The 23,992-nt window shown below is 34.5% G+C and carries 18 protein-coding genes; 7 read left to right on the forward strand and 11 right to left on the reverse strand.

The genetic code is table 11. From position 1 onward, the window contains the following. Positions 1 to 36 precede the first annotated feature (36 nt). The 5 genes from ABD963_RS07310 to ABD963_RS07330 all read left to right on the forward strand — a co-directional run bounded on the left by ABD963_RS07310 (position 37) and on the right by ABD963_RS07330 (position 11,476). Positions 37 to 5,625, forward strand: a complete 5,589-nt coding sequence (locus ABD963_RS07310) for an HYR-like domain-containing protein (RefSeq protein ID WP_345276303.1) — start codon at positions 37 to 39, stop codon at positions 5,623 to 5,625. Between the two features lie 11 nt (positions 5,626 to 5,636). Continuing rightward, positions 5,637 to 6,566, forward strand: coding sequence for a PorP/SprF family type IX secretion system membrane protein (locus ABD963_RS07315; protein ID WP_345276304.1), 930 nt, complete (start codon positions 5,637 to 5,639; stop codon positions 6,564 to 6,566). Between the two features lie 12 nt (positions 6,567 to 6,578). Continuing rightward, complete coding sequence (locus ABD963_RS07320; protein ID WP_345276305.1) at positions 6,579 to 8,570, forward strand: OmpA family protein; 1,992 nt, start codon at positions 6,579 to 6,581, stop codon at positions 8,568 to 8,570. Between the two features lie 29 nt (positions 8,571 to 8,599). Beyond that, positions 8,600 to 10,519 (forward strand): OmpA family protein, encoded by a 1,920-nt coding sequence (locus ABD963_RS07325; protein WP_345276306.1) that lies wholly within the window; start codon positions 8,600 to 8,602, stop codon positions 10,517 to 10,519. Positions 10,520 to 10,750: 231 nt separating this feature from the next. Beyond that, positions 10,751 to 11,476 carry a DUF6090 family protein gene (locus ABD963_RS07330; RefSeq protein WP_345276307.1) on the forward strand — a complete coding sequence of 242 codons (726 nt, stop codon included), beginning with the start codon at positions 10,751 to 10,753 and terminating at the stop codon, positions 11,474 to 11,476. Positions 11,477 to 11,787: 311 nt separating this feature from the next. Here the strand turns inward: ABD963_RS07330 and ABD963_RS07335 are convergent, their stop codons facing one another. After that, positions 11,788 to 12,285: a CAP domain-containing protein gene (locus tag ABD963_RS07335; RefSeq protein ID WP_345276308.1), complete on the reverse strand. Its 498-nt coding sequence runs from the start codon at positions 12,283 to 12,285 to the stop codon at positions 11,788 to 11,790. A gap of 164 nt (positions 12,286 to 12,449) precedes the next feature. Further along, on the reverse strand, positions 12,450 to 13,097 hold the full coding sequence (gene pdxH / locus ABD963_RS07340; protein WP_345276309.1) for a pyridoxamine 5'-phosphate oxidase: 648 nt from the start codon (positions 13,095 to 13,097) through the stop codon (positions 12,450 to 12,452). Positions 13,098 to 13,181: 84 nt separating this feature from the next. On the opposite strand from pdxH, the gene ABD963_RS07345 reads away from it, so the two are divergent. Next, entirely contained in the window at positions 13,182 to 13,595 is a 414-nt protein-coding gene (locus ABD963_RS07345; RefSeq protein ID WP_345276310.1) for a hypothetical protein, read from the forward strand. On the opposite strand, the gene ABD963_RS07350 is transcribed toward ABD963_RS07345, so the two are convergent. The 6 genes from ABD963_RS07350 to rpsA form a co-directional block, all read right to left on the reverse strand. Further along, positions 13,592 to 14,497, reverse strand: coding sequence for a ribonuclease Z (locus tag ABD963_RS07350; protein ID WP_345276726.1), 906 nt, complete (start codon positions 14,495 to 14,497; stop codon positions 13,592 to 13,594). The genes ABD963_RS07345 and ABD963_RS07350 overlap by 4 nt on opposite strands. Then, on the reverse strand, positions 14,497 to 14,970 hold the full coding sequence (locus tag ABD963_RS07355) for a DUF3291 domain-containing protein (RefSeq protein ID WP_345276311.1): 474 nt from the start codon (positions 14,968 to 14,970) through the stop codon (positions 14,497 to 14,499). The genes ABD963_RS07350 and ABD963_RS07355 overlap by 1 nt, the downstream gene beginning before the upstream one ends. An 8-nt stretch (positions 14,971 to 14,978) precedes the next feature. Beyond that, positions 14,979 to 15,311, reverse strand: a complete 333-nt coding sequence (locus ABD963_RS07360) for a ribonuclease Z (RefSeq protein WP_345276312.1) — start codon at positions 15,309 to 15,311, stop codon at positions 14,979 to 14,981. A 2-nt stretch (positions 15,312 to 15,313) separates the two neighbouring features. Beyond that, the gene (locus ABD963_RS07365) at positions 15,314 to 16,243 is read right to left on the reverse strand and encodes an aspartate carbamoyltransferase catalytic subunit (RefSeq protein ID WP_345276313.1); all 930 of its coding nucleotides are present in this window, start codon (positions 16,241 to 16,243) and stop codon (positions 15,314 to 15,316) included. 9 nt (positions 16,244 to 16,252) lie between these two features. After that, positions 16,253 to 16,792: a bifunctional pyr operon transcriptional regulator/uracil phosphoribosyltransferase PyrR gene (pyrR, locus tag ABD963_RS07370; protein WP_345276314.1), complete on the reverse strand. Its 540-nt coding sequence runs from the start codon at positions 16,790 to 16,792 to the stop codon at positions 16,253 to 16,255. Between the two features lie 147 nt (positions 16,793 to 16,939). Further along, on the reverse strand, positions 16,940 to 18,799 hold the full coding sequence (gene rpsA, locus ABD963_RS07375) for a 30S ribosomal protein S1 (RefSeq protein ID WP_345276727.1): 1,860 nt from the start codon (positions 18,797 to 18,799) through the stop codon (positions 16,940 to 16,942). Positions 18,800 to 19,079: 280 nt separating this feature from the next. On the opposite strand from rpsA, the gene ABD963_RS07380 reads away from it, so the two are divergent. Next, the gene (locus ABD963_RS07380; protein WP_345276315.1) at positions 19,080 to 19,457 is read left to right on the forward strand and encodes a LysM peptidoglycan-binding domain-containing protein; all 378 of its coding nucleotides are present in this window, start codon (positions 19,080 to 19,082) and stop codon (positions 19,455 to 19,457) included. A gap of 151 nt (positions 19,458 to 19,608) precedes the next feature. On the opposite strand, the gene cmk is transcribed toward ABD963_RS07380, so the two are convergent. The 3 genes from cmk to lon form a co-directional block, all read right to left on the reverse strand. Next, a complete protein-coding gene (cmk, locus tag ABD963_RS07385; RefSeq protein ID WP_345276316.1) occupies positions 19,609 to 20,304 on the reverse strand; it encodes a (d)CMP kinase in 696 nt (231 codons plus the stop codon). Positions 20,305 to 20,335: 31 nt separating this feature from the next. Then, on the reverse strand, positions 20,336 to 21,355 hold the full coding sequence (gene porQ, locus ABD963_RS07390; protein WP_345276317.1) for a type IX secretion system protein PorQ: 1,020 nt from the start codon (positions 21,353 to 21,355) through the stop codon (positions 20,336 to 20,338). Positions 21,356 to 21,452: 97 nt separating this feature from the next. Continuing rightward, positions 21,453 to 23,903 (reverse strand): endopeptidase La, encoded by a 2,451-nt coding sequence (gene lon / locus ABD963_RS07395; protein WP_345276318.1) that lies wholly within the window; start codon positions 23,901 to 23,903, stop codon positions 21,453 to 21,455. Positions 23,904 to 23,992: the final 89 nt, after the last annotated feature.

A 23,992-nucleotide genomic window follows, 5' to 3' on the forward strand; every position in this document is an offset into this window, starting at 1 on the left:
CGGTTTTAAGATTTATTTATACTTAAACAGAATTTTATGAAAAAAGATTTACTATATAAAGAAAATTATACTTTACAAATATTAAAATTTGTAACTGTTTTTATTTTTCTATTCTCTTTAAATAATGTCTTGGGCCAAGAAATTATTGTGAATAAATATGCTGTTGAAAATTCAACACAATGTAATCAATTTGATATTACCCTTGAGATTATTGGTAATCCACCTGCTCAACCTCAAGAGGTTGTATTGGTTATAGATAGATCTGGTAGTATGGATGATGGCCCAAGTCCAACACCAATAGAGTATGCGCAAGATGCTGCCATTGAGTTTGTGAACAATTTCTTTTTACCTGCGAACAATCCTACTGGTTTAAACAAAATAGCTATTGTAAGTTTTGCTAATGGTGCAACCACAGATTTGCAGTTAACTGCTGACGATGGAAATGATGCTAATTTAGTTAATAATGGTAGATTGCAAGCTATTACAACTATTAATGCCATAGCTACAGGAGGACCTACTAATACCGAAGCAGGAATAATTGCCGCTGATCAAGTATTAACTAATAACGGAACATTTGATTGTGTTACCAATAGAAGTATCATTCTTTTATCTGATGGTGTACCAAACCGAAGAGTTGGAGGCGCTGATTGTAGTTCTACTACTACAGTAACCCCATGTCAAACCGAAGCGATACAAGCTGCTATTGACGCACAAACCACGATAGTTTCAGGTACCAATTACAATCAAAGTATCTTTACAATTGGACTTATTGGTGCAATTAGCGGAACAGAAGAAACAATTGCAATAAATACCTTATCCCAAATTCAGAATGCCGGAGCTTACATAACAGAAAACAATGCCAATTTATCTGGTATTTATGATGATATTCTAAATCAATTAGCGCCTGCTGCTACCCAATTACCTGGTCAAGCTCTAGTTGAAGATATCATTGAAAATGGATTTACTCTTGTTAATGGGTCAATTAATGCGAGTAAAGGAACGGCTTCTCTAGTGGGGCAAACTGTTTCTTGGTTCTTGGATACGGTAAGAAATGAAACGGTAACCCTAAACTACACCATTCAAGCTAATGCTAATTCATGTGGTACAAATCCTTCTGGAACATCAAGAATTAATTATGAAGATTCTTCTTGCAATACTACATTCATAGATTTTAATAATCCTAATATATGTGTGCCTTGCCCAGAAATCAATCCAGTAATTTCTCAAGCAGATTGTGATTCAATTGAATATTCTACAACTTTTGATTCTGGTGACTGTGGTAATGCAACATCTAACATATTTTCGTGGGAATTTTTCTTAGAAGGTGTTTCAATAGGCACTGCATCTTCACAGAATGGAATATTTAACTATACAGGTACAGATCCACTTTTAGGAAATGTAACTGCTGAATTGACTTATGATGGCCAATATGGAACTTGTACGCAGCCGAGTGTAACAGAAACTTCAAATATTTTATTAATTGAAGCTACTGAATGTGATGTATTTGTTTCTGGTTGTCCTACCCCCATTTCGGAATGTTCAGATACCGACTTAGGAAGTAATGTTACATGGACGCCTCCTCAATTTTCATTTGCATGTTGTAGTGCAGTAACGGGAGACGATTTTTCTTTTTATGTAGAATTTGACCTTCCAGAAAGCTCAAATAACTGTTGGTCTTATAATGGTGTACAGCGCATAGGAAGTAATAACCTAAGGCTATTTCAATCAAATGGAAATTCTAGTTTCGTTCTTGCCCCATTACAATATTTTGATAATACCAATGGTACACCCATAAACATGGAACTTATTGTGCCAAGTGGAGTTTTTGATTGGACATTGGAAGTTCTGGATGGTTCAAATGTAGTCTATACGCAAACTGTAACGGGTATATCAAGTTCTGGTTTACGAACAATAACAATACCTAATACGGTTCCAAATGGTGCATATAATTTAAATTATATCTTTGATGATAATGGTACTGGACTGGGTGCTAATGACCATATCGAGGTAGACAGAATATATTACAACGCAACACTTTTAGATGCTGCCTGTACTGGAGGTATTAATTTCGTAGTTACTTCTACACATAATCCTGGAGACTTCTTTGATGCTAATCAAACCACCCAAGTTACTTATACTGCTACTTATACACCTGCTAATGGTGATCCTGTGATTTTAACTTGTGATTTTGATGTTACAGTGGACAAAGTAGATTTATCGGAATCTGTAGGGGCGCATGAAGATGTAACTTGCGATGGTGATAATGATGGTTCCATAACGGTGTTGGCTTCAGGTGGAACACCACCATATACTTATAGTTTAGATAATGTAGACTTTAGTAATACTACTGGGGTTTTTACAGGCTTGAGTCAAGGTAATTACAACATTTATGTTAAAGATGATAATGATTGCATAGATCCTTCACCATTAACAATAACAATTGATTTACTGAATACGCAAGACCCTACCATAACGGCTCCAAGCACAATCGATGTCGAGGGTTGTAATGAAAATGATATCACGGAATTAAATTCTAGATACCCATACAGTAATACAGAATCTGCCGATATAAAAGATACTTTTATTGATGTTGCAAATGGATACAATGCCACAGATGATGATGTTTCTACTATAGCTAGCATCACTTACATTGATATCTTAACACCAGATACTTCATGCCCATCCGAAGTTACTAGAACTTTTACTATCACTGATATTTGTGGAAATACTGCAACAGCTATTCAAACTATTTCCATTGATGATATTACTGCACCAATAATTAATAACAGTCCTGGAGATTTGGATGTTACTTTAGAGTGCTCTAATCTTACTGGTATAGCTAATGCAAATACTTTATCGCCCACAGCTACTGATAATTGTTCTACAGCTACAATCAATCTAATAAGTGATACAACCACAGTTGATCCCAATTGCCCAAATGCATATGTACATGTTCATGTATGGAATTTTACTGATGAGTGCGGAAACACTAGTGCTAATTTTACTCAAACCATTACCGTAGTAGACAATACTCCACCAATAATAAACACCGAAGCAAGCAACATTACTGTTGAATGTGATGGTGACAATTCTGCTGAACTAATAGCTTGGTTGGATTCGAATGGTGGAGCTAATGCAACTGATAATTGTTCCTCAGTCACTTGGTCAAATGATTATTCTGGCTTAAATCTAGCTTGTGGTGCTACAGGAAGTGGTGTAGTAACTTTTATTGCTACAGATGCTTGTGGTAATACTAATTCAACTTCTGCAACTTTTACTGTTGTAGACACAACTCCTCCTAGCATAAATGGCGTACCTGCTGATACTAGTGTTAATTGTTCTAGTGTTCCAACTGCTCCCAATGTAAGCGCAACAGATGCTTGTAGTACAAACCCGTTAACAGTTACATTTACTGAAACAACTTCGCCTGGTAGTTGTGCTGGAAATTACACTGTAGTTAGAACATGGTCTGCTACAGATGAGTGCGGTAATATCGCAAATGAAACACAAACCATTACCGTGGTGGACACCACAGCACCTGTTATTGACAATACCCCTGGAGATCTGGACGCTACTTTAGAATGTTCCGATGCTGCTGGTATTAGTGCCGCTTTAACCTTAGCACCAACTGCTACAGATGATTGTAGCACTCCTGCCATCACTTTGGTAAGCGATGATACCACTGTAGATCCTACTTGTCCAAATGCCTATACGCAAGTACGGGTATGGAACTTTACTGATGGTTGTAATACCAGTGCCAACTTTACACAAACCATTACCGTGATAGATACTACGGCTCCGGTTATTGATTTACCTGCAAATGTATCGGCTGAATGTAGTGATGACTTGTCACCAATTGCATTTGGAACAGCTACTGCAACTGATAATTGTGATCCTAATCCAGTAGTAACATTTACTGATGTGAGAACAGATGGTCCCTGCGTAGGAACATATACAATAACCAGAACTTGGACGGCAACTGATGCTTGTGGAAATGTAGCTTCAGCTAACCAGATAATTTCAACTTCTGATACTACAGCGCCAACTTTCGACCAAACAACACTACCAGGAAATCTAGTGGTAGAATGTGATGGTGTACCTGAGCCTGAAGTTTTAACAGCTACTGATAATTGTGGTATTGCTCTGGTTACCGTTGAAGATGTTAGAACGAATGGTAATTGTGATTATAATTATACCATAACGCGAACTTATACAGCAACCGATGAATGTGGTTTAACAAACACGCATGTTCAAACGATAACTGTACAAGATACAACACCTCCAGCATTTGTAGAAGTACTACCTAATGCTAATATAGTTGTAGAATGTGATGCTATACCCAATGCTGAAACATTAACAGCTATTGATAATTGTGGTTCTGCAACGGTTACAGTAAGCGATACTAGAACAGATGGTAATTGTCCAAATTCGTACATTTTATCTCGCACTTGGACTGCAACTGATGAATGTGGTTTAACTACAACTTACACTCAAAATATTATAGTACAAGATACAACAGCACCTACATTTGATCAGACACTTCCCAGAGATGTTACTGTCGAATGTGATGATATTCCTGCTGTTACAACAATAACAGCATCAGATAATTGTGGACCAGCTACGGTTACTGTAAATGATGTAATAACTAATGGCAATTGCCCTTCAAATTATTTCATCGCCCGAACTTGGGTAGCTACTGATGAGTGTGGATTAACAACAACACATTCACAAATCATAACTGTTCAAGACACAACAGCTCCTGTGCCTAAAACAGATTATGAGGAAACATTAGATGTAAGTTGTACGGATATTCCTGATGCTCCACAATTAGAATTTGAAGACAATTGTTCAACAAACCTTACAGTGGTGTTTAATGAGGTAAATACCTTCAATGAAACCGTATTTGAAGATTATCAAATCATTAGAACTTGGACGGTTAGAGATGAGTGTAACAACGAAGCTGTTTACACACAAACCTTAAATGTTACTCTTGATGAAGTATTTTCGGAAATAGTAGCTGAAGACAGATGTTTTGATGAAGGTATTGTTAACTTAAATGATATCATTTCTGGAACATTAAATACTAATGGTACATGGGAATTATTAGAGGGCAACCCTGATGCCACACTTAACGGTAGTATTTTTGACCCCACTAAACTTAAACTTAGTGAGGACTTCTTACCAGATGACGGCGGTATTGACTATCGATTCCGATATACGACAACAAACGAGGGTTGTATTAGTATAACTGAGGTTGTCATGAATATTCATGCAGATTGTGTGGTGCTACCTTGTGGTGAAAATGACATTGTCATATCAAAAGCAATTACACCTAATGGAGATGGATACAACGACACTTTTGATATTGCAGGTATCGACTTATGTGGTTTCGTGGCTGAAGTGAAGATATTCAATCGTTGGGGTGCCTTGGTTTATGAATCTGATAATTACACCTTAGGAAGTATTGAGACTTCTGGAGCTAGAGGTGATTGGGATGGTTCATCACCTAGATCAGCAGTAGGTACAGCAGGTAAATTACCAAACGGAACCTATTATTATATCATCAAATTAAGAAATAGTGGATTGAGTCCTTTAACGGGCCCTGTTTACTTAGGAACCAAATAAACCTTTAACCTATGAAGTTTATAAAACATAATATAATAGCTATAGCGTTGTTTATCTGTACGGTTGGAGTTGCACAACAATTACCGCAATTTACTCAGTACATGTACAACACCATCTCAATAAATCCTGCTTATGCAGGTAGTAGAGAGGCTCTAAGCATTGTTGGGTTACATAGAAGCCAATGGGTTGGTTTTAAAGGTGGTCCCATAACACAAACACTTTCAATCCATACACCCCTTAGGAATGACAGAATCGGGCTGGGATTGTCTTTTATTGAAGATGATTTAGGGCCACAAAATTTCTCGTATTTATATGCAGATTTTTCATATGCCATTCCAACAGGTACTAATGGTAAACTGGCGTTTGGATTAAAAGGAGGTTTTACACAATTTAGTTTTGATGCTGATTTTCGTCTGGATCAAGCGAATATTAACGATCCTTTAATTTTTGGAATCGAAGATAGATGGACACCTAATGTCGGAGCTGGAATTTACTGGAGTACAGATAGAATTTACGCTGGTTTATCCGCACCTAGAATTTTAAATAACGATTTTAGTAATAAAAATAATGATTTTGAAGCTTTAGAACGTATTAGTTACTATTTCACTATTGGAGGCGTCATAGATTTAAGCAAGTCTATAAAATTTAAGCCTGCTGGACTAATTAAAGCGACTAATGGTGCGCCTATTTCATATGACTTAACAGCTAACTTTTTATTTAATGAAAAATTCTGGTTAGGGGGTTCATATAGAATCAATGAACAAACTGCAGCCATCGGTGGTATAGCAGATTTCCAAATATCTCGACAATTACGTATTGGTTACGCCTATGAAAAACCTATTTCAGAAATTGCAGATTATACGACAGGAACCCACGAAATTTTACTGATTTATGAGTTTAAATTCTTAAGTTCTAAATTAAAATCACCTAGATATTTCTAATATAATTTATCGATGAACAGTAAAAAGTACATATTAGTTTGTATCACATTAATGCTAAGTTTTTCAGTGTTTTCCCAACAAGGCAAACAAAAAAGAGCCGATACATTATTCAATAAATTTTCGTTTGTAAAAGCTGCCGAAGTATATAAAGATTTAATAGCAAACAATTATAATAAAGACTACGCAACTAGAAAACTTGCCGATTGTTACGCGTTTTTAAGAGATCCCAGAAACGCATCCAGATATTATAAAAACGTTGTGAAACAAAAAAACGTTCCCATTGAGTATTATTACAAATATGCGCAATCACTTCGAGGGATGAAACAATATGATGAATCGCAAATATGGCTCCAACGCTTTAAAGATTCCGGCGGTGTAGTAAATGCCAATGATTTTTCAAAAGACGTTAATTTCATTTCAAGTGTTTTTGGTGCCAAACAACAATACTTTTTGGACCGAGTTCGGTTCAATTCAAAATATAGCGATTTTGGAGCTTTTGAACAAGACGGAAAAGTGTATTTCACGTCAGCTCGTGATGAAGGGGTAGCTATAAAACGTCTTTATGGTTGGAACGAACAACCCTTCTTGGATGTATATGTGACTGATGCCAAATCCAAAAAGAATCCCGATTTTACCAATAAAGTAAAAGGTGATATCAATTCCATTTATCATGATGGTCCCGTTACCATTACTAAAGATGGTAAAACCATGTATTTTTCAAGAAACAATTTCAATGAAGACGTTGAAATAAAAGATAAAAGAGGATTAACCAATATGAAAATATATCGAGCTACTTTGGTAGATAGTGTATGGACCAATATTGAAGATCTTCCTATAAACGGTGATAATTTTTCTACACAACATCCTGCATTAAATATGGATGACACCAAATTATATTTTGCTTCCGATAGGCCAGGAACTAAAGGAGGATCAGATATTTGGGTGGTAAACATTCGTCCTGATGGCCTTTTAATGGACTTACAAAATGTAGGGTCTGTAGTAAACACTGAGAGCGCCGAAGGTTTTCCGTTTATTAATAACGAAGGCGTGCTATTCTTTTCATCCGATGGGCATACTGGTCTGGGATTACTTGATATTTTTGCAACCATTAAAGATGAAGACAGTGATGAAATTGTGGATGTTATCAACTTAGGAACACCCGTGAACTCAAATGCTGATGATTTTTCATTTAGTATGAATGCTGATGGCATTAACGGATATTTTGCTTCTAATCGACAAGGTGGCCGTGGTAGTGACGACATTTATGCATTTCATAGAATCCCCGTTTTGCATGTGGAAGGTGTGGTTACAGATGCTATAAATGGTAAACCTGTACCTAATGCAAAAATCACCTTATTTGATAAAGAAGAAAACCAGGTGGCTTATATGGAAACTGATGAAAACGGATACTATCAAATCAATATAGACAGAAACCAAGATTATAAAATTGTGGCCAGTCAAGATAAATATATCGACGATTACCGCACTTTTACTTCCAAAAATATTCAAACTGAGCTCATAACCATTAATGCGAATTTATTGTTAAATCCTGTACCAGATGTTGTAAAACTGGCAGAATTGAATACTACCAATTTAGGTTATGAAAAGAACTTAACCAGTGATGATTCTACGTCAGTAAAAAATGCAGAACTTAAGCCTATCTATTTTGATTTTGAAAAATATAATATTAGAAAAGAATATGCTCTTGAGTTAGATAAAATAGTAAAATTAATGACCGTTGATTATCCAGATATGGCTATAAAAATTGAAGCTCATACAGATTCTCGTGGAACTTTTGAATACAATGATATCTTATCAACCAATAGAGCAAAATCAACCTATGACTATTTAATTTCCAAAGGTGTAAATCCATCAAATATTATTGAATACAAAGGTTATGGAGAGCGTAGGCTAATTAATGAATGTGCAGACGGTGTGGTTTGTGATGAAGCACAACACCAATTGAACAGACGTACCGCATTTATTGTAGTAAGAATGGAATAAATTCAGATTTTTTAATTAAAAATGACCCCATGAAATTAAAAAACTACATCATTATAAGTATTGGAATGTTTATAGGTTTATTAACCTATTCGCAGAATGGTACTCTAAAAAGGGCAGATAACCTATTTAACAAGTTTTCTTTTGTTAATGCCGCAGAAGTGTATCACGAACTCATTGATAAAAACTACAATGCAGATTATGCAACCAGAAAATTGGCAGATAGTTATGCTTTTATGCGAAACCCCGATAGTGCTGTGGTTTATTATAAAAAAGCAGTAGAACAACCCAATGTTCCTATAGCTTATTATTACAATTATGCGCAAGCATTAAGAGGTGTAAAAAATTATAAAGATTCCCGAGTATGGATGAAACGCTTTAAAGAGGTTGGAGGCAATATAAAACAAGAAAAGTTTACCAAGGATTCTGATTTTTTAAACGCCATTTTTAACGCCAAACAAAAGTATTTCTTAACCGACGTTAAATTCAATTCCAAGTACAGCGATTTTGGTGCGTTTCAACATAACGGTATTATTTATTTCGCCTCTTCCAGAGATGAAGGCGTTTCTACAAAACATCTTTATGGATGGAACCAAGAACCATTTTTAGACATTTACATGGCCCTGAATAATACCGACAGCTTAATTAACCATAAATCAAAATTAAAAGGTGATGTAAATTCGGTATACCACGATGGACCTGTTACGATTTCCAAAGATGGCAAAACCATGTACTTTTCCAGAAACGATTTTTTGAAAAACAAACTTGGAAAAGATAAATTGGGAAGCACGAATCTTAAAATTTATAAAGCTATTTTAGTTGATGATGCATGGACTAACATTGAAGAAATGCCTTTTAATGGCAGTGATTTTTCAAATGGGCATCCCGCTTTAAATCCAGATGAAACCAAACTTTACTTTGCTTCCGATAGAATGGGAGGATATGGAGGTTCCGATATTTACTACGTAGATATCAACCAAGATGGTACCTACGGAAAACCAAAAAACATAGGTGCGGTGGTAAATACTAATAAAAACGAAAAATTTCCTTTTATTAATAGTGAAGGAGCTTTGTTTTTTGCCTCCGATGGCCACCCAGGATTAGGCTTATTAGATATTTTTGGAACCGTTTCAGATAAAAAGAATACCATTGTCAGTGTGATTAATTTGGGCGTTCCCGTAAATTCCAGTAAAGATGATTTTGCTTTCTTTATGAGCGTTGATGGCTTATCAGGCTATTTCGCCTCCAATAGATCTGGTGGTGTTGGTAGTGACGATATTTATGCTTTTGATAGAGTACCACAGTTAATTATTGAAGGTATTGTTACCGATGCCGAAACCAACCAGCCTTTACCCAATACAGTGGTTACCTTATTAAATACCAATGGTGATGAGATTGCAAGAGAGGAAACCGACGAGAACGGTGAATACATTATGAACATAGAAAGAGATACCGATTACACAGTGTCTGTTACAAGAATTGATTTTGAGAAAACTACATTACCGGTGAGCTCTAAAAACCTCGAAAGAAGTGTTAAGAGTATTAAAACAGATATTGTTTTAAACCACAAACAAAAAGAACACATTCAAAAAACAGAGTTTTACCCTATTTATTTTGATTTTAATAAAGCGGTAATTCGGGAAGATGGTACTTCAGAATTAGACAGAATTGTGAATTTAATGGTAAACAAATACCCTAAAATGACTATTAAAATTTCCTCACATACCGACTCCAGAGGCACAACAGAATATAATAATGAACTCTCGCAAGCCCGTGCAGTGGCCACTTATAATTACTTGGTAAACCACGGCGTAAAACCAGAACGCATTATAGAATACAAAGGTTATGGTGAGCAGCAATTGGTAAACAATTGTGATGGAACTATTAATTGTACCGAAGCACAGCACCAATTAAACAGACGTACCGATTTTATAGTGATTGCCATGGAATAAATTTAATATTAAGTATAAATTTTAAAACCACCAGAGGTAAATATTTGGTGGTTTTTTGTTTATACTTATCTTACTATAAGAGGTATATAATTAATTGCTTTGGTGGTTGCTTACTCGGAAAATTCCTTCGGAATTTTATCGCGTTCGTTTTTGTTTACTAAATTAGTAGCATAAACCATGTTACTAACCTTATATAACAAGGTTGGGCTTCATTATGACATACTATAAAAAATGATAAAATTCTTTAGGAAAATTAGACATAAACTTTTGTTAAAAGATAAGTTCAGTAAATATATGATCTATGCTATTGGAGAAATTATTCTAGTAGTTATTGGAATACTAATCGCATTAGGAATCAATAATTGGAATGACCAAAATAATCTTACAAATAAGGAAACATCTCTTCTAATTGAAATGAAATCGAATTTAGAATCGGATTTAGAAGGTCTGAAGTGGGATATTAATAAAAATGAAAAACTGTTAAAAGCTAACCAAATGGTACTTAAAAGTTTAAACAGTGGCGTTTATCACGATTCTTTAAATTTATACTATACTTGGATAAAAGGAAATACTGTCTTTGTTAAAAATACTTCAGCCTTTAAAAATTTAGAATCTTTTGGACTAGATATTATAAAAAATGACAGTCTACGAATAAAAATCACAAATTTATATTCTACACGATATGAATACATAAGGTATATAGAACAAGTAAGAGATGAGAAATTTCAATATGAGCAAATTATACCTCAAATTACCAAACACTTAAGATTAAGTTCTCAAAATTTATATGAACCGATTAATTTTGATGCGTTATCAAAGAATAATGAATTTAGGTCAGTTATTACATTAAATTGTGATTTGAGAAACTATATAATCACAACATATAAAGACATAGAGAAAATGGTTACTGAACTTATTGATGCCATTGAATTAGAACTAAAAGACTTAAATAAATAACGAAAGCATAACACCTATTATAATTAATTACTTGTTCTCGACGACCCATCAATCATACTCTTTAAAGGCTAAAAAAATGCTAGCGATTTTTAATTTAGTGCATGAGAAAAGTCAAGTACTAACCCACGAAATTATTCAAATTAAAATCCCCATAATGAATACACAAAAAATCCCCTCAAATAAATGAGAGGATTTTTATTCCCAAAACTAAATTTAACAACATCTGTTATTAAAATAACCTTTAATTTTATAATTGCTAATAATCAGTAAATTAAAAAGGCTATGCGGTGCATTGCTTAGAAAAAGCAATATTATTTTTTTATGAAGATATTGGTATAATACCATCTACCTTCTTTATTCTTTTCTGCTGATACATCAAAATTGGTAAAATCACCTTCCAAATTAGCTTTATGCGCATCACTTTTTAACCAAGCGTTTACAACTCCTTGCGCTGTACTATAACCATAGGCTACATTCTCAGATACTGTTTTTGCGCCGGCATTGGTTTTTAAATAGTTACTACGGGTATAAAAATTAGCATGAGATACTTCATCCTTGTCCACCATATAATCGGTATGTGTGTAAGCAACTGATTTTACCAGATTCATTTCTGTTAAAGGATTTAATCCTTTGGATAGCCTGTGATCATTAATAAGATCTAGAATTTCTACTTCTATACTTTTCGCTTCAACATTTACAAGGTTCAGTTCAATGGCGTCTACTTTATCATCGATGCTGTCTGTAGAACACGAAAACAGTGTTATAACAGCGAACAATGCCACTAATGGCAGTTTTGTTAATAACTTCATAGGTTAAGTAAATTAGATTTGGTCCTATAAAGTTATTCACTAAGTGCAGCGAGACACTAAAACTATTTCAAAATTCGATAAACGGCAAATATAAAATCGACTAAATACTAATTTAATCGATAAAATGTAAAAATTTGGTTTAAAATTGCATTATAACCAACTTTTTACGGAGATAAACGATTAATTAACCAATTGAAATCTTCCTGAAGTTGATATCTAATTCTATCGTGCAGTCGGTTAGGGCGTCCTTGCCAAAATTCCATTTCAACAGGTTTTACTATAAAGCCTCCCCAATTAACTGGCCGTGGTATTTCTTTTCCCTCAAATTCCTTTTCTAAATCAGCGAGTTTATTTTCAAGATATTTCCTATTTGGTATGGGTTCACTTTGATCTGAAACTAAAGCCCCTAATTGGCTACCTCGTGGCCTAGACTCAAAATATCCATCGCTTAAATTCTCTGGAATTTTTTCTGCTGTACCTTTAATAATGATTTGTCTTTCAGCAGCATGCCAAAAAAATGACAAACAAACGTTTGGGTTATGCGCTATGGCTTTTCCTTTTTCACTATTATAATTGGTGTAAAATATGAAGCCTTCATATGTAAAACGTTTTAACAACACCACCCTACTCTTGGGGTAGCCATCCAATCCAATAGTAGAAATGGTCATGGCATTAGTTTCGTCTTGAGAAAAATGAGTATCTACCTCATGAAACCATTTTTGGAACAATTCCAAGGGGTTTTCAGGTACTTCGTGAAGCCGTAGAGCACCTTTTTCATATGTTTTTCTATAATTGCTTAAGTCCTTTTCCATAGAGTACAAAATAACAAAAATTAATACTTTTTTATGCAAAATTAATATCTTAACTTTAGTAAGTTTGCTCTCCAAAAAAAGACTATGAAATTTGAAGATTCTATATATTACAAAAGCTTAAATCCTCCCAAACTAGAGTTTCCCTTTGGAAATTACTATTTATTGGAAAAATTTGTGGTGGCTGAATTGTTTGAAGGAGTTCATTTTGATTGGGAAAAAACAAAATTGCTCATTGGTAGAATTGTCGATTTTTATGGAGAAAACCCAAAAATAGGTTTTATTTCCAATAGAATAAACCACTACTCCATCGATCCACAAAATTGGCTAAAATGGGAAAAAGAATATGGTTTTGTAGTGGCAAGTGCTATTGTAATCTATAATAGTTCTAACTTAATGAATGCTTCCATAGAAAAAAAGTTTGCTAATAGGCGCATTAAATCTTGCCAAAGCATTACAGAAGCCATCGATTGGATGCTGAATTTGGAAGAGTTAAGTTAAAACTCAAACACCTTACCGTCATCACAAAGCTCTATATTCTCAAATACTGTTTGAGCTTCTTCCTTAAAAACATTTAAGCTATCGTAACGGGTCGAGTAATGACCAAGTAGCAGTGTGCCTACTTGAGCTTGTTTAGCTATGAGAGCCGCTTCTTTTGCTGTTGAATGTTTTGTTTTGGCAGCTAAGTGTGCATGTTTATCTAAAAATGTAGATTCATGGTATAATACATCAGCATTTTTTATTATCGGCACAATGTCTTCTTTATACATGGTATCACTACAAAACGCATAGCTTAAAGGTTTTTTACCAGCTATGGTTACAGTTTCGTTTTTGATGGTTTCACCCTTTTCATTTACCACGTCAAACCCTTGTTTAAGCTTCCTGTAGTACGCTACATTAATATTCAATTTTTCGGCAGCTTTCAACTTTAACTTTCGCTCTCCTTCTTTTTCCTTGAAAAGGTAACCGTTGGTATACACTCTATGGTTTAAAGGAATGGTGTAAACCTCTACTTTCTCATCTTCAAAAATAAGTTTTGATGCATTGGTGGTAAGTTCATGAAAAATAAGGTTGTAATTGGTCCAGGAATCAGCTAATTTCATTTGAAGTGTCACTATTTCCTTGATTCCTTTGGGTCCGTAAATATGCAAGTCGGCTTCACGTGTTAATAATCTAAATGTTGAAATCAATCCCACCAAACCAAAAAAATGATCGCCATGCAAGTGTGAAATAAATATATGCTTAATACGATTAAACTTTATTTTATTTCTACGTAATTGTACTTGAGTGCCTTCACCACAATCAATTAAAAACATGTGATTGTTTATTTCCAATACTTGCGAGGTAGTGTTATTTAAAGTTCTTGGTGTGGCACTATAACAGCCCAAAATAGTTAACCTCATCATATGCTTTGAGGTTTATAATTTAGAGCATCCGAAACTGAAAACTTGTTTTTAAAAGTAAAAGCATAAGGGGTCTCACCGTATTCATTTAAATAATTCAACCTATTATTAGCTTCTTTAAAAGTAGGCTCGTATCCCACAGGAACATACCAAAAAGCCATGTGCATAAATTTCATTTTAGTGAACCATTCCTTTTTACGTTTATAAATTTCTAAATGACCAGAACGGTAGGTATAGTTAAAAAGTGACTCAAGGTCTTTCCAAACGGACATATTAATGATTAAAGTGTCATCCTTAAAAATTTGTCTGGCTTCATCCTTATTGTCATCTAGCATTCTCCAGACATACCCTTCGCTATTTTCTGCTATACCATTTATTCTATCAACATTATTGAAAAAATCTTGCATGATAGGATCATTCATAGGCGCCAACCGTTTAGCAATATTTATTTGTGCCAAATGAAATTTACTCATAATAAATATTAAAAACCTAAATCACGTTCCATTTCCTCCATTTCAATAATGTCGTAGGCCTCTTGCATGGTAGGAACCACTACAATCTCGTCAGGAACGATATTTAAGTCAATGTTATCAGAGACAATAACGAAAGAGTGTTTTTTACTTCGGTGTGAATTGGAGATTTCTAAAAATTCAATAATATCCTCTAAACCTATTTTTTTTAGAGATGTGAGTGCGAGAATAACGTTATCATTTTTAAACTTTGGATACAACGCTTGTAATTTATTAACTAACTCCACTATTGTCGATTTTTCTTGAGTGATCGTAGTTATATTTCCGTTTTGATCTAAAATCATATTTACTGTTTAATTTTTGATGCTAAAAGATAAATAACGGCCATTCTTATGGCGACACCATTTTGTACTTGGTTCAGAATAATGGATTGTTTCGAATCGGCTACATCACTTGTAATTTCCACACCTCTATTGATAGGTCCCGGGTGCATGATGGTGATTTCTTTATCCAATGAATCTAACAAATCTTTGTTAACCCCAAACTGTTGTGTATATTCTCTGGTAGATGGAAAATAACTGATATCCATACGTTCATTTTGTACACGAAGCATGTTAGCTACATCACACCAATTTAGGGCTTTACGTAGGTTGGTTTCAACTTTTACTCCAAGTTTATCAATGTATTTTGGAAGTAGGGTTTTAGGACCACAAACCATTACTTCAGCTCCTTGTAATTGTAGGGCAAAAATGTTTGATAGAGCCACCCGACTATGCAAAATATCGCCAACTATCACTACTTTTTTTCCTTTTACTTCACCAAGTTTTTCTCTAATGGAATAGGAATCCAATAATGCTTGTGTTGGGTGTTCATGCGCACCGTCACCAGCATTTATGATACTTGCATTAATGTGCTTTGATAAAAACACGCCAGCTCCAGGATTGGGATGACGCATCACTACCATATCCACTTTCATTGAGAGAATATTGTTTACGGTGTCAATGAGCGTTTCACCTTTTTTTACTGAGGATTGGGATGATGAAAAATTAAGCACGTCAGCAGATAATCGTTTTTCTGCTAATTCAAAAGAAAGTTTTGTTCTGGTAGAGTTTTCGAAAAATAAGTTGGCAATAGTGATATCGCGTAGTGAGGGCACTTTTTTTATGGGGCGATTGATGACCTCTTTAAAATGATCTGCAGTTTCAAAAATAAGTTTAATATCCTGTTTGTTAAGATATTTAATTCCCAATAAGTGGTTCACACTTAATTCACTCATTATTATTCTTTATTTTTCAATTAAATAAACCGAATCTTCTTGGTCATGCTCTTTCCAGTTTACTTTTACTTTTTCTTTGTTTATAACATCTACTTGTCGTCCCCTGTAATCTGGTTGAATGGGTAAATGCCTACTAAATCGTCTGTCAATTAGGGTTAAAAGCTCTATTTCGTTTGGTCTTCCAAAGGATTGAATAGCCGTTAAGGCAGCACGAATACTTCTTCCTGTGTATAGTACATCATCAATAAATACTATGTTTTTGTCTTCAACCAAAAAGTTAATTTTGGTTTTGTTGGCTTCTAATGTTTTTTCACCTCTACGAAAATCATCCCTAAAAAAAGTGATATCCAAATACCCAAGTTGTACGTTTTTAACCTTATAATCTTCTTTTAAAATTTTGGTTAACCTATCCGCTAAAAAAATTCCACGAGGTTGCAATCCGATTAAAACGGTATTGGAAAAATCATTATGTTTTTCAATAAGTTGACAAGCCAATCGATGTAGAATGATGTTTACCTCTTTTGCGTTAAGTAAAACTTTTTGACTCATATTTTGTCCAAACGTATTCGGTATACAAATGTAATGTAAAATTTTAGAAGTTTAAACATAAAACATCATACAAAGCTTTACATTAATTATTTCAATAAAAAAGCCTTCAATTTCTTGAAGGCTTTGATTATTTATGAATTTGGAAAATTACTTTTTCTTTGTAGCTTTCGCTTTCGCAGTTTTTCCATCCATTTTATCTTTAAGTGCTTGTAAAGCATCATTAGCATCACCTAAAGTTGGTTTTGCTTCTGCGGCTGCAGCTTCCGCTTTCTTAACAGCTTGCTTAACGATTTTAGCTTCCTCAGCTTTAAATACGGCTGTATGAGATGCCACTACACGTTTAAATTCTTTATTGAATTCAATAATTTTAAACTCTGCAGTATCTCCTTTTTTAAGCTTGCTTCCATCTTCTTTTTCAAGGTGACGTGTTGGAACAAATGCTACGATATCTTCGTTAAATTCTACGGTAGCACCTTTATCTACGATTTCAGAAATTTCAGCTGTGTGAACAGTATCCAAAGCAAAATCAGTTTCGTATTTATCCCAAGGATTCTCAGTAGTTTGTTTGTGACCTAAACTTAATTTACGTCCTTCAACATCTAATTCTAATACGATAACATCTAATTTATCACCAACGGCACAGAACTCACTTGGATGCTTGATTTTCTTAGTCCATGATAAATCAGAGATATAGATTAATCCATCAATCCCTTCTTCTAATTCTACAAAAACACCAAAGTTTGTGAAGTTACGTACAATGCCAACATGTTTAGACCCTAATGGATATTTACCTGTGATATCAGTCCATGGATCTGCTGTTAATTGTTTAATGCCTAGTGACATTTTACGATCTTCTCTATCTAAAGTTAAGATTACAGCCTCAACTTCATCTCCAACAGAAACGAAATCTTGAGCAGAACGTAAATGAGTAGACCATGACATTTCTGACACATGTATTAAACCTTCAACACCATCAGCCACTTCTATAAAGGCGCCATAATCAGCTATAACCACTACTTTGCCTTTTACTTTATCTCCAACTTTCACTGAATCGGCTAAAGCTTCCCAAGGGTGTTTAGATAATTGTTTAAGACCTAATTGGATTCTAGATTTATCTTCATCAAAATCAAGAATAACCACATTTAATTTTTGATCTAACTCTACAATCTCATTTGGATGGTTAATTCTAGACCATGATAAATCGGTGATATGGATTAAACCGTCAACACCACCAAGATCGATAAATACACCGTAAGATGTAATGTTTTTAACAACACCTTCCAATACTTGACCTTTTTCTAGTTGGCCAATGATTTCTTTTTTCTGTTCTTCGATGTCAGCTTCAATTAAAGCTTTATGAGACACTACTACATTTTTGAATTCGTGGTTGATTTTAACAACTTTAAATTCCATAGTTTTATTCACATACTGATCGTAATCTCTAATTGGTTTTACATCAATTTGAGAACCTGGTAAGAAGGCTTCGATACCGAAAACATCTACAATCATACCACCTTTAGTTCTACATTTAACGAAACCATTAACGATTTCACCAGTTTCATTAGCTTTAATAACGCGATCCCATGCTTTTATAACACGAGCTTTTCTATGAGATAATACTAACTGTCCTGTTGCATCTTCACGCACATCAATTAATACTTCTACTTTATCGCCTACTTTTAAGTTTGGATTGTAACGGAATTCGTTTAAAGAAATAACACCTTCTGATTTTGCATTGATATCGATTATGGCATCACGATCTGTTATATGAATAACCGTACCTTCAACCACTTCATCATCTAAAGTGTCAACGAAATTTTCTGCTACTAATTTTTCAAATTCTTTAAGCTGTTTATCGTCAACCTCATCAATACCTTCTTGATAATTGTGCCAATTGAACTCTTTTAAGAATTTTTCTGGATTTGCCTTTGCTTCAGATACTACTGGAGCTTCAACAGTTGTTGCTTCAGTTGCTTCAACTTCAGCTTGTTTTGCTTTTTCAGCCATGTGCTGATTAAAATTTGTATTCTGCATGCTTCGGAAGATTTAAGCGATTAACACACAGAAGTGTTATTTGTTTTCTAGTTCAATTCCTTTTATCATCCCGACGATTCGCTAAAAGGAGCGCAAAAATACATATTTTTAGCTTAAATACCTAAAAATGAGTAAATAATTTATTGTGGTTTTTATTCATTAAAAAGTTTATTGATTCATGTCCTTTTTCTTTTCAATAAGATGGATAATTTAGTATATTGTGAGGTAGAATTAAAACTTAAATTAAATTATTATGGTTAAAGCAAAATATCAATCTGTATTGGACTTAGGAGAGAAGTTGAACATTCAAAATGGGGATGTAAAAGAAGAAAATGGTGTTCTAAAAATTAAGGGCACAGCGAAAACCCAATATGAAAAAAATATTATTTGGGACAAAATTAAAGAAATTGGAGGTGAAAATCCAACTGATATAAGCGCAAATATTAGTGTTGCCGACGAAAGTGTTTATGCCAGACATACTGTGAAAAGTGGTGAAACCTTGGGCAAAATTGCTGTTCAATATTATGGGAAAGCGTCAAAATATCAAGATATTTTCAAGGCAAATAGCGATATTCTGAAAAACCCAGATTTAATTCATCCAGGTCAGGAATTAATTATTCCTAATCCATAGTTTCAAATGGTTTATAAAAATGTAGAAAGTGACCATTGGGTCACTTTTTTTATTCTAGATATTAGGCGTAAAGCTTTATTTCATTATTCATAATAAAATAAGGCTCAAAGCAAGTTGGTTTATGTTCTATAAAACCCAGCTCTTAAAATTATTATTCATAATCTTCAATGGCCATTTTTGCTAATTGCAATATTTTATTGAACTGCTCTTCTAAAGTCAATTTAGAGTTGTCTATTTCAATGGCATCTTTTGATTTTACTAGGGGCGAATCTTTCCTATTGGAATCCATAAAATCACGCTCCTTTACGTTCTTTAAAACATCCTCATAACTTATTTTATCCCCTCGCTTGATAAGTTCTTCGTAGCGTCTTTTAGCCCTAATCTCAGCTGAAGCTGTCATAAATAATTTAAGTTCAGCCTCCGGAAAAACTACGGTACCAATATCTCTTCCGTCCATAACAATTCCTTTATCTTTACCCATTTTGTGCTGTTGTTCCACTAGTTTTTGACGCACTTCTAATAGAGTTGCCACTTGACTTACAAAACCAGAAACTTCAAGTGTTCTAATAGCTTTCTCCACATTCTTATCGTTTAAATAAACTTCAGCAAAACCCTTTTCCTCGTTAAATTTGAAACTTATATTGATATTTGGCAACTGATAAATCAAAGCTTCTTTATTAAAATCATCTTTATTTATCAAACCTTTTTGCATCGCATAAAGAGTAACCGCTCTATACATAGCACCTGTATCAACATAAATATAGCCTAAATAGTTAGCGAGTTGTTTAGCTACCGTACTTTTACCCGTTGAAGAAAAACCGTCTATGGCTATGATAATTTTGTTCATGTTTTAGTTTGAATGCAACAAAAGTAGACAATTATTGCAAATCTATTTGCAGACCAAAAAAGTTTGAATTGGCGGCACTGGTGTATTTAGCATGCGTGTAACTAAAACGCATTTTATTCATTTTAATAGAAATCCCTGCTGATATTCCTGAAAAATTGCGTTGATCTAAAATTCGTAATTCCTCACCTCTTCTAAAATTATAGCCTAAACGAATGTTAAAACCGCCTTCAGGAAAAATTTCTGCACCTAATATAGTATGTCGAATCACTTGCCCTAAAAACCCAACTTTCTCATTAGTTTGATTTCCGCTTAAATCACTAGTAGTTCTTGCAGGATTTGGTCTCGATATAGGCCATTCTTGCAGGTTTTCTAGAGTAACATGCCACCTTATGGGAACGTTTTCCAACCGCTGCGACATTCCAAAAGCTACTTCAAAGGGAATACGTTCATTGAGTCCTGCATATGTGGTAATTTGGGTACCCAAATTCCTGACTACCAACGCCGCATTAAAATCCAAATAATCATCTCTATAAATTAACCCTAGATCTACTGCTGCACCAATGGAATTGTATTGCTCTAATTTAGAGGTAATTAATTTAACATTGCCACCAAAATAAAAATCAGAATAACCTACCTGGGTTGCATACCCAAATGACAGTGCCGTTTCATTTCCAGTGAATGAACCCGTTGAGTTTCCTTGTTCATCGTAACCATCAAATGAACCATAGTTAATATAGGTAATTCCAGCATGAAAGGTTTGCGTTCGTCTATCTAGCGTATACGCATAAGCGGCTGTTCCATAACTTATTCCTCCCAAATAACTTGTGTAATTAACAGCTAATTGATTATCCATATCCACATTTATGGTTGCTGGATTAAAAAGTGCTTGTGTAACATCGTAATCTATATTTGTAAAAACCTTACCTCCTAATGCGGCTTGCCGCGGGGATGATATCAAATTTAGGAATTGATAGGTTGTCTCACCTCCTACTTGCGAAAAGGACAAAGCACTGAGTAACAAACAAAAAAAAGAGATAGTTTTTCCTAGCATATTTACGATACAAAGTAAGTAAATCTATCTTAAAACGATAGCATGTATCTTTTATTTTAAACGATAAAAAAACCTCGAAATGAATCGAGGTTGAAATTTATATCTTTTTGGGATTTTTAACTTTTTGATTTGTGAGTGCTATTTTAATTACATCACTCATATCAGTAACATAGTGAAATATCAATCCTTTTAAGTATTCTGGTTTGATTTCTTCAATATCCCTCCTGTTTTCCTCACACAATAAAATTTCTTTGATGCGAGCACGCTTAGCAGCCAAAATCTTTTCTTTGATGCCGCCAACGGGAAGCACTTTTCCACGAAGGGTTATTTCACCAGTCATCGCTAAACTTTTTTTAACTTTTCTTTGTGTGAATAAAGACACTAATGAGGTCAACATGGTAACACCAGCACTTGGTCCGTCTTTAGGTGTAGCTCCTTCTGGAACATGAATATGGACATTATAATTTTCAAAAACTGAGGGGTTTATTCCGAATTCCTCAGCATTCGATTTAATATATTCCATGGCAATGGTAGCCGATTCTTTCATAACTGTTCCAAGATTACCAGTAATAGTCATGGCTCCTTTTCCTTTGGAAAGGATGGATTCTATGAATAAAATATCACCACCAACACTGGTCCAAGCTAAACCGGTAACTACACCCGCAACATCATTGTTCTCATATTTATCGCGCTCTAATTTGGGCCCACCCAAAACCTCAATAATATCTTCATTAGTAACCTTGATGTTATAATCTTCTTCCATGGCAATGTTTTTGGCAGCATAACGTACCATTTTTGCTATTTGCTTTTCCAAACCGCGCACCCCAGATTCACGTGTATAACCTTCTACAATTTTTTCCAACTGAGATTTACCAATTTTAAGATGCTTTTCTGTTAAACCATGCTCTTTTAATTGTTTAGGCAATAAATGGCGTTTAGCAATCTCCACCTTTTCTTCTATAGTGTAACCTGTAACATTTATAATTTCCATTCGGTCACGCAACGCAGGTTGTATGGTTGATAAGCTGTTTGATGTGGCGATGAACATAACCTTTGAGAGATCGTAACCCATTTCCAAAAAGTTGTCATAAAAATCGCTGTTTTGTTCAGGGTCTAAAACTTCTAGCATCGCTGAAGATGGATCGCCTTGATGTGAATTGGACAATTTATCAATTTCATCTAGAACAAACACAGGATTGGAAGTTCCAGCTTTTTTCAAACTTTGAATGATACGCCCGGGCATGGCACCAATATAGGTTTTTCTGTGCCCACGTATTTCTGCTTCATCACGCAAACCTCCCAATGAAATTCGAACATATTCGCGACCCAAAGCCTCCGCGATGGATTTTCCTAAAGACGTTTTACCTACTCCTGGTGGACCATACAGACACAAAATAGGTGACTTCATATCGTTACGGAGCTTTAAAACTGCTAGATATTCAATAATTCTTCGCTTTACATCTTCAAGTCCAAAGTGGTCTCTATCGAGTATTCTTTTGGCACGTTTTAAATCGAATTTATCTTTACTGTATTCATTCCATGGTAAATCCAAAAACAGTTCTAAATAGTTACGCTGTATGGAATACTCCGCCACTTGCGGATTCATACGTTGCATTTTGGCCAATTCCTTATCAAAATGCTTTGCTACTTTTTCATCCCAACGTTTTTTACTGGCCTTGGCTCTCATTTCCTCAACTTCTTCGTCATGGCTCACCCCACCCAATTCTTCTTGAATGGTTTTCATTTGTTGGTGAAGGAAATATTCACGCTGTTGCTGGCTCATATCCATTTGAACCTTGGACTGAATATCGTTTTTAAGTTCTAGCTTTTGAAATTCGACATTCATGTATTTAAGAGTGGCTAAAGCGCGCTTTTTAAGATCATCCATTTCCAATAACGATTGCTTTTCAGCTACCGATAAGTTCATATTGGATGAGACAAAATTTACCAAAAACGAGTTGCTTTCTATATTTTTAATTGCAAAAGAAGCTTCACTGGGGATGTTTGGACTTTCCTTAATAATTTCAAGAGCCAAATCTTTAATGGAATCAATAATAGCTGTAAACTCCTTATTTTTTAGGGCAGGTTTAGCTTCAGGAATATCACGAATAGTAGCCGTCATGTACGGTTCTTCGGTAAGAACTTCTGCTACTTTAAAACGCTTCTTACCTTGGATAATGACCGTAACATTACCATCGGGCATTTTTAAAACCCTTAAAATTTGTGCAACAGTACCTATTTCATGGATTTCTTTAGCGGATGGATTTTCAACAGATTCGTCCTTTTGAGCAACCACACCTATAACCTTTCTGCCTTTATTGGCATCATTAATTAGTTTTATGGATTTATCTCTACCAGCCGTTATAGGAATGACTACACCTGGAAACAAAACCGTATTTCTGAGTGATAAAATGGGTAATGTTTTAGGTAAGGATTCGTTATTGATAGCTTCTTCATCTTCAGGTGTCATTAGAGGGATTAATTCTGAATTCTCATCAAAATCCTGTAATGACAAACTGTCAAGTGTAATAAAATTAGACTTCTTCATATATATTTTTAAGTCAATCTGTCATTAAAACAGATTAAACTTCACATTTAAAATTTTAATAAAATTTTTAATTAACTGAAAAACAATAC

The sequence above is a fragment of the Litoribaculum gwangyangense genome (assembly GCF_039543505.1).
GTDB classification, from domain to species: Bacteria; Bacteroidota; Bacteroidia; order Flavobacteriales; family Flavobacteriaceae; genus Litoribaculum; species Litoribaculum gwangyangense.

Bases quoted from the DNA above. Each gene is read 5' to 3' on its own strand.
- ABD963_RS07360 (WP_345276312.1), bottom strand. From the start codon at position 15,311: ATGATTTTAGATCAAAACGGAAATATAACTACGATCACTCAAGAAAAA.
- ABD963_RS07315 (WP_345276304.1), top strand. From the start codon at position 5,637: ATGAAGTTTATAAAACATAATATAATAGCTATAGCGTTGTTTATCTGT.
- porQ (WP_345276317.1), bottom strand. From the start codon at position 21,355: ATGCTAGGAAAAACTATCTCTTTTTTTTGTTTGTTACTCAGTGCTTTG.
- pyrR (WP_345276314.1), bottom strand. From the start codon at position 16,792: ATGAGTCAAAAAGTTTTACTTAACGCAAAAGAGGTAAACATCATTCTA.
- ABD963_RS07380 (WP_345276315.1), top strand. From the start codon at position 19,080: ATGGTTAAAGCAAAATATCAATCTGTATTGGACTTAGGAGAGAAGTTG.
- ABD963_RS07365 (WP_345276313.1), bottom strand. From the start codon at position 16,243: ATGAGTGAATTAAGTGTGAACCACTTATTGGGAATTAAATATCTTAAC.
- ABD963_RS07355 (WP_345276311.1), bottom strand. From the start codon at position 14,970: ATGAGTAAATTTCATTTGGCACAAATAAATATTGCTAAACGGTTGGCG.
- ABD963_RS07335 (WP_345276308.1), bottom strand. From the start codon at position 12,285: ATGAAGTTATTAACAAAACTGCCATTAGTGGCATTGTTCGCTGTTATA.
- ABD963_RS07320 (WP_345276305.1), top strand. From the start codon at position 6,579: ATGAACAGTAAAAAGTACATATTAGTTTGTATCACATTAATGCTAAGT.
- rpsA (WP_345276727.1), bottom strand. From the start codon at position 18,799: ATGGCTGAAAAAGCAAAACAAGCTGAAGTTGAAGCAACTGAAGCAACA.
- ABD963_RS07325 (WP_345276306.1), top strand. From the start codon at position 8,600: ATGAAATTAAAAAACTACATCATTATAAGTATTGGAATGTTTATAGGT.
- lon (WP_345276318.1), bottom strand. From the start codon at position 23,903: ATGAAGAAGTCTAATTTTATTACACTTGACAGTTTGTCATTACAGGAT.
- ABD963_RS07350 (WP_345276726.1), bottom strand. From the start codon at position 14,497: ATGAGGTTAACTATTTTGGGCTGTTATAGTGCCACACCAAGAACTTTA.
- ABD963_RS07345 (WP_345276310.1), top strand. From the start codon at position 13,182: ATGAAATTTGAAGATTCTATATATTACAAAAGCTTAAATCCTCCCAAA.
- cmk (WP_345276316.1), bottom strand. From the start codon at position 20,304: ATGAACAAAATTATCATAGCCATAGACGGTTTTTCTTCAACGGGTAAA.
- pdxH (WP_345276309.1), bottom strand. From the start codon at position 13,097: ATGGAAAAGGACTTAAGCAATTATAGAAAAACATATGAAAAAGGTGCT.
- ABD963_RS07330 (WP_345276307.1), top strand. From the start codon at position 10,751: ATGATAAAATTCTTTAGGAAAATTAGACATAAACTTTTGTTAAAAGAT.
- ABD963_RS07310 (WP_345276303.1), top strand. From the start codon at position 37: ATGAAAAAAGATTTACTATATAAAGAAAATTATACTTTACAAATATTA.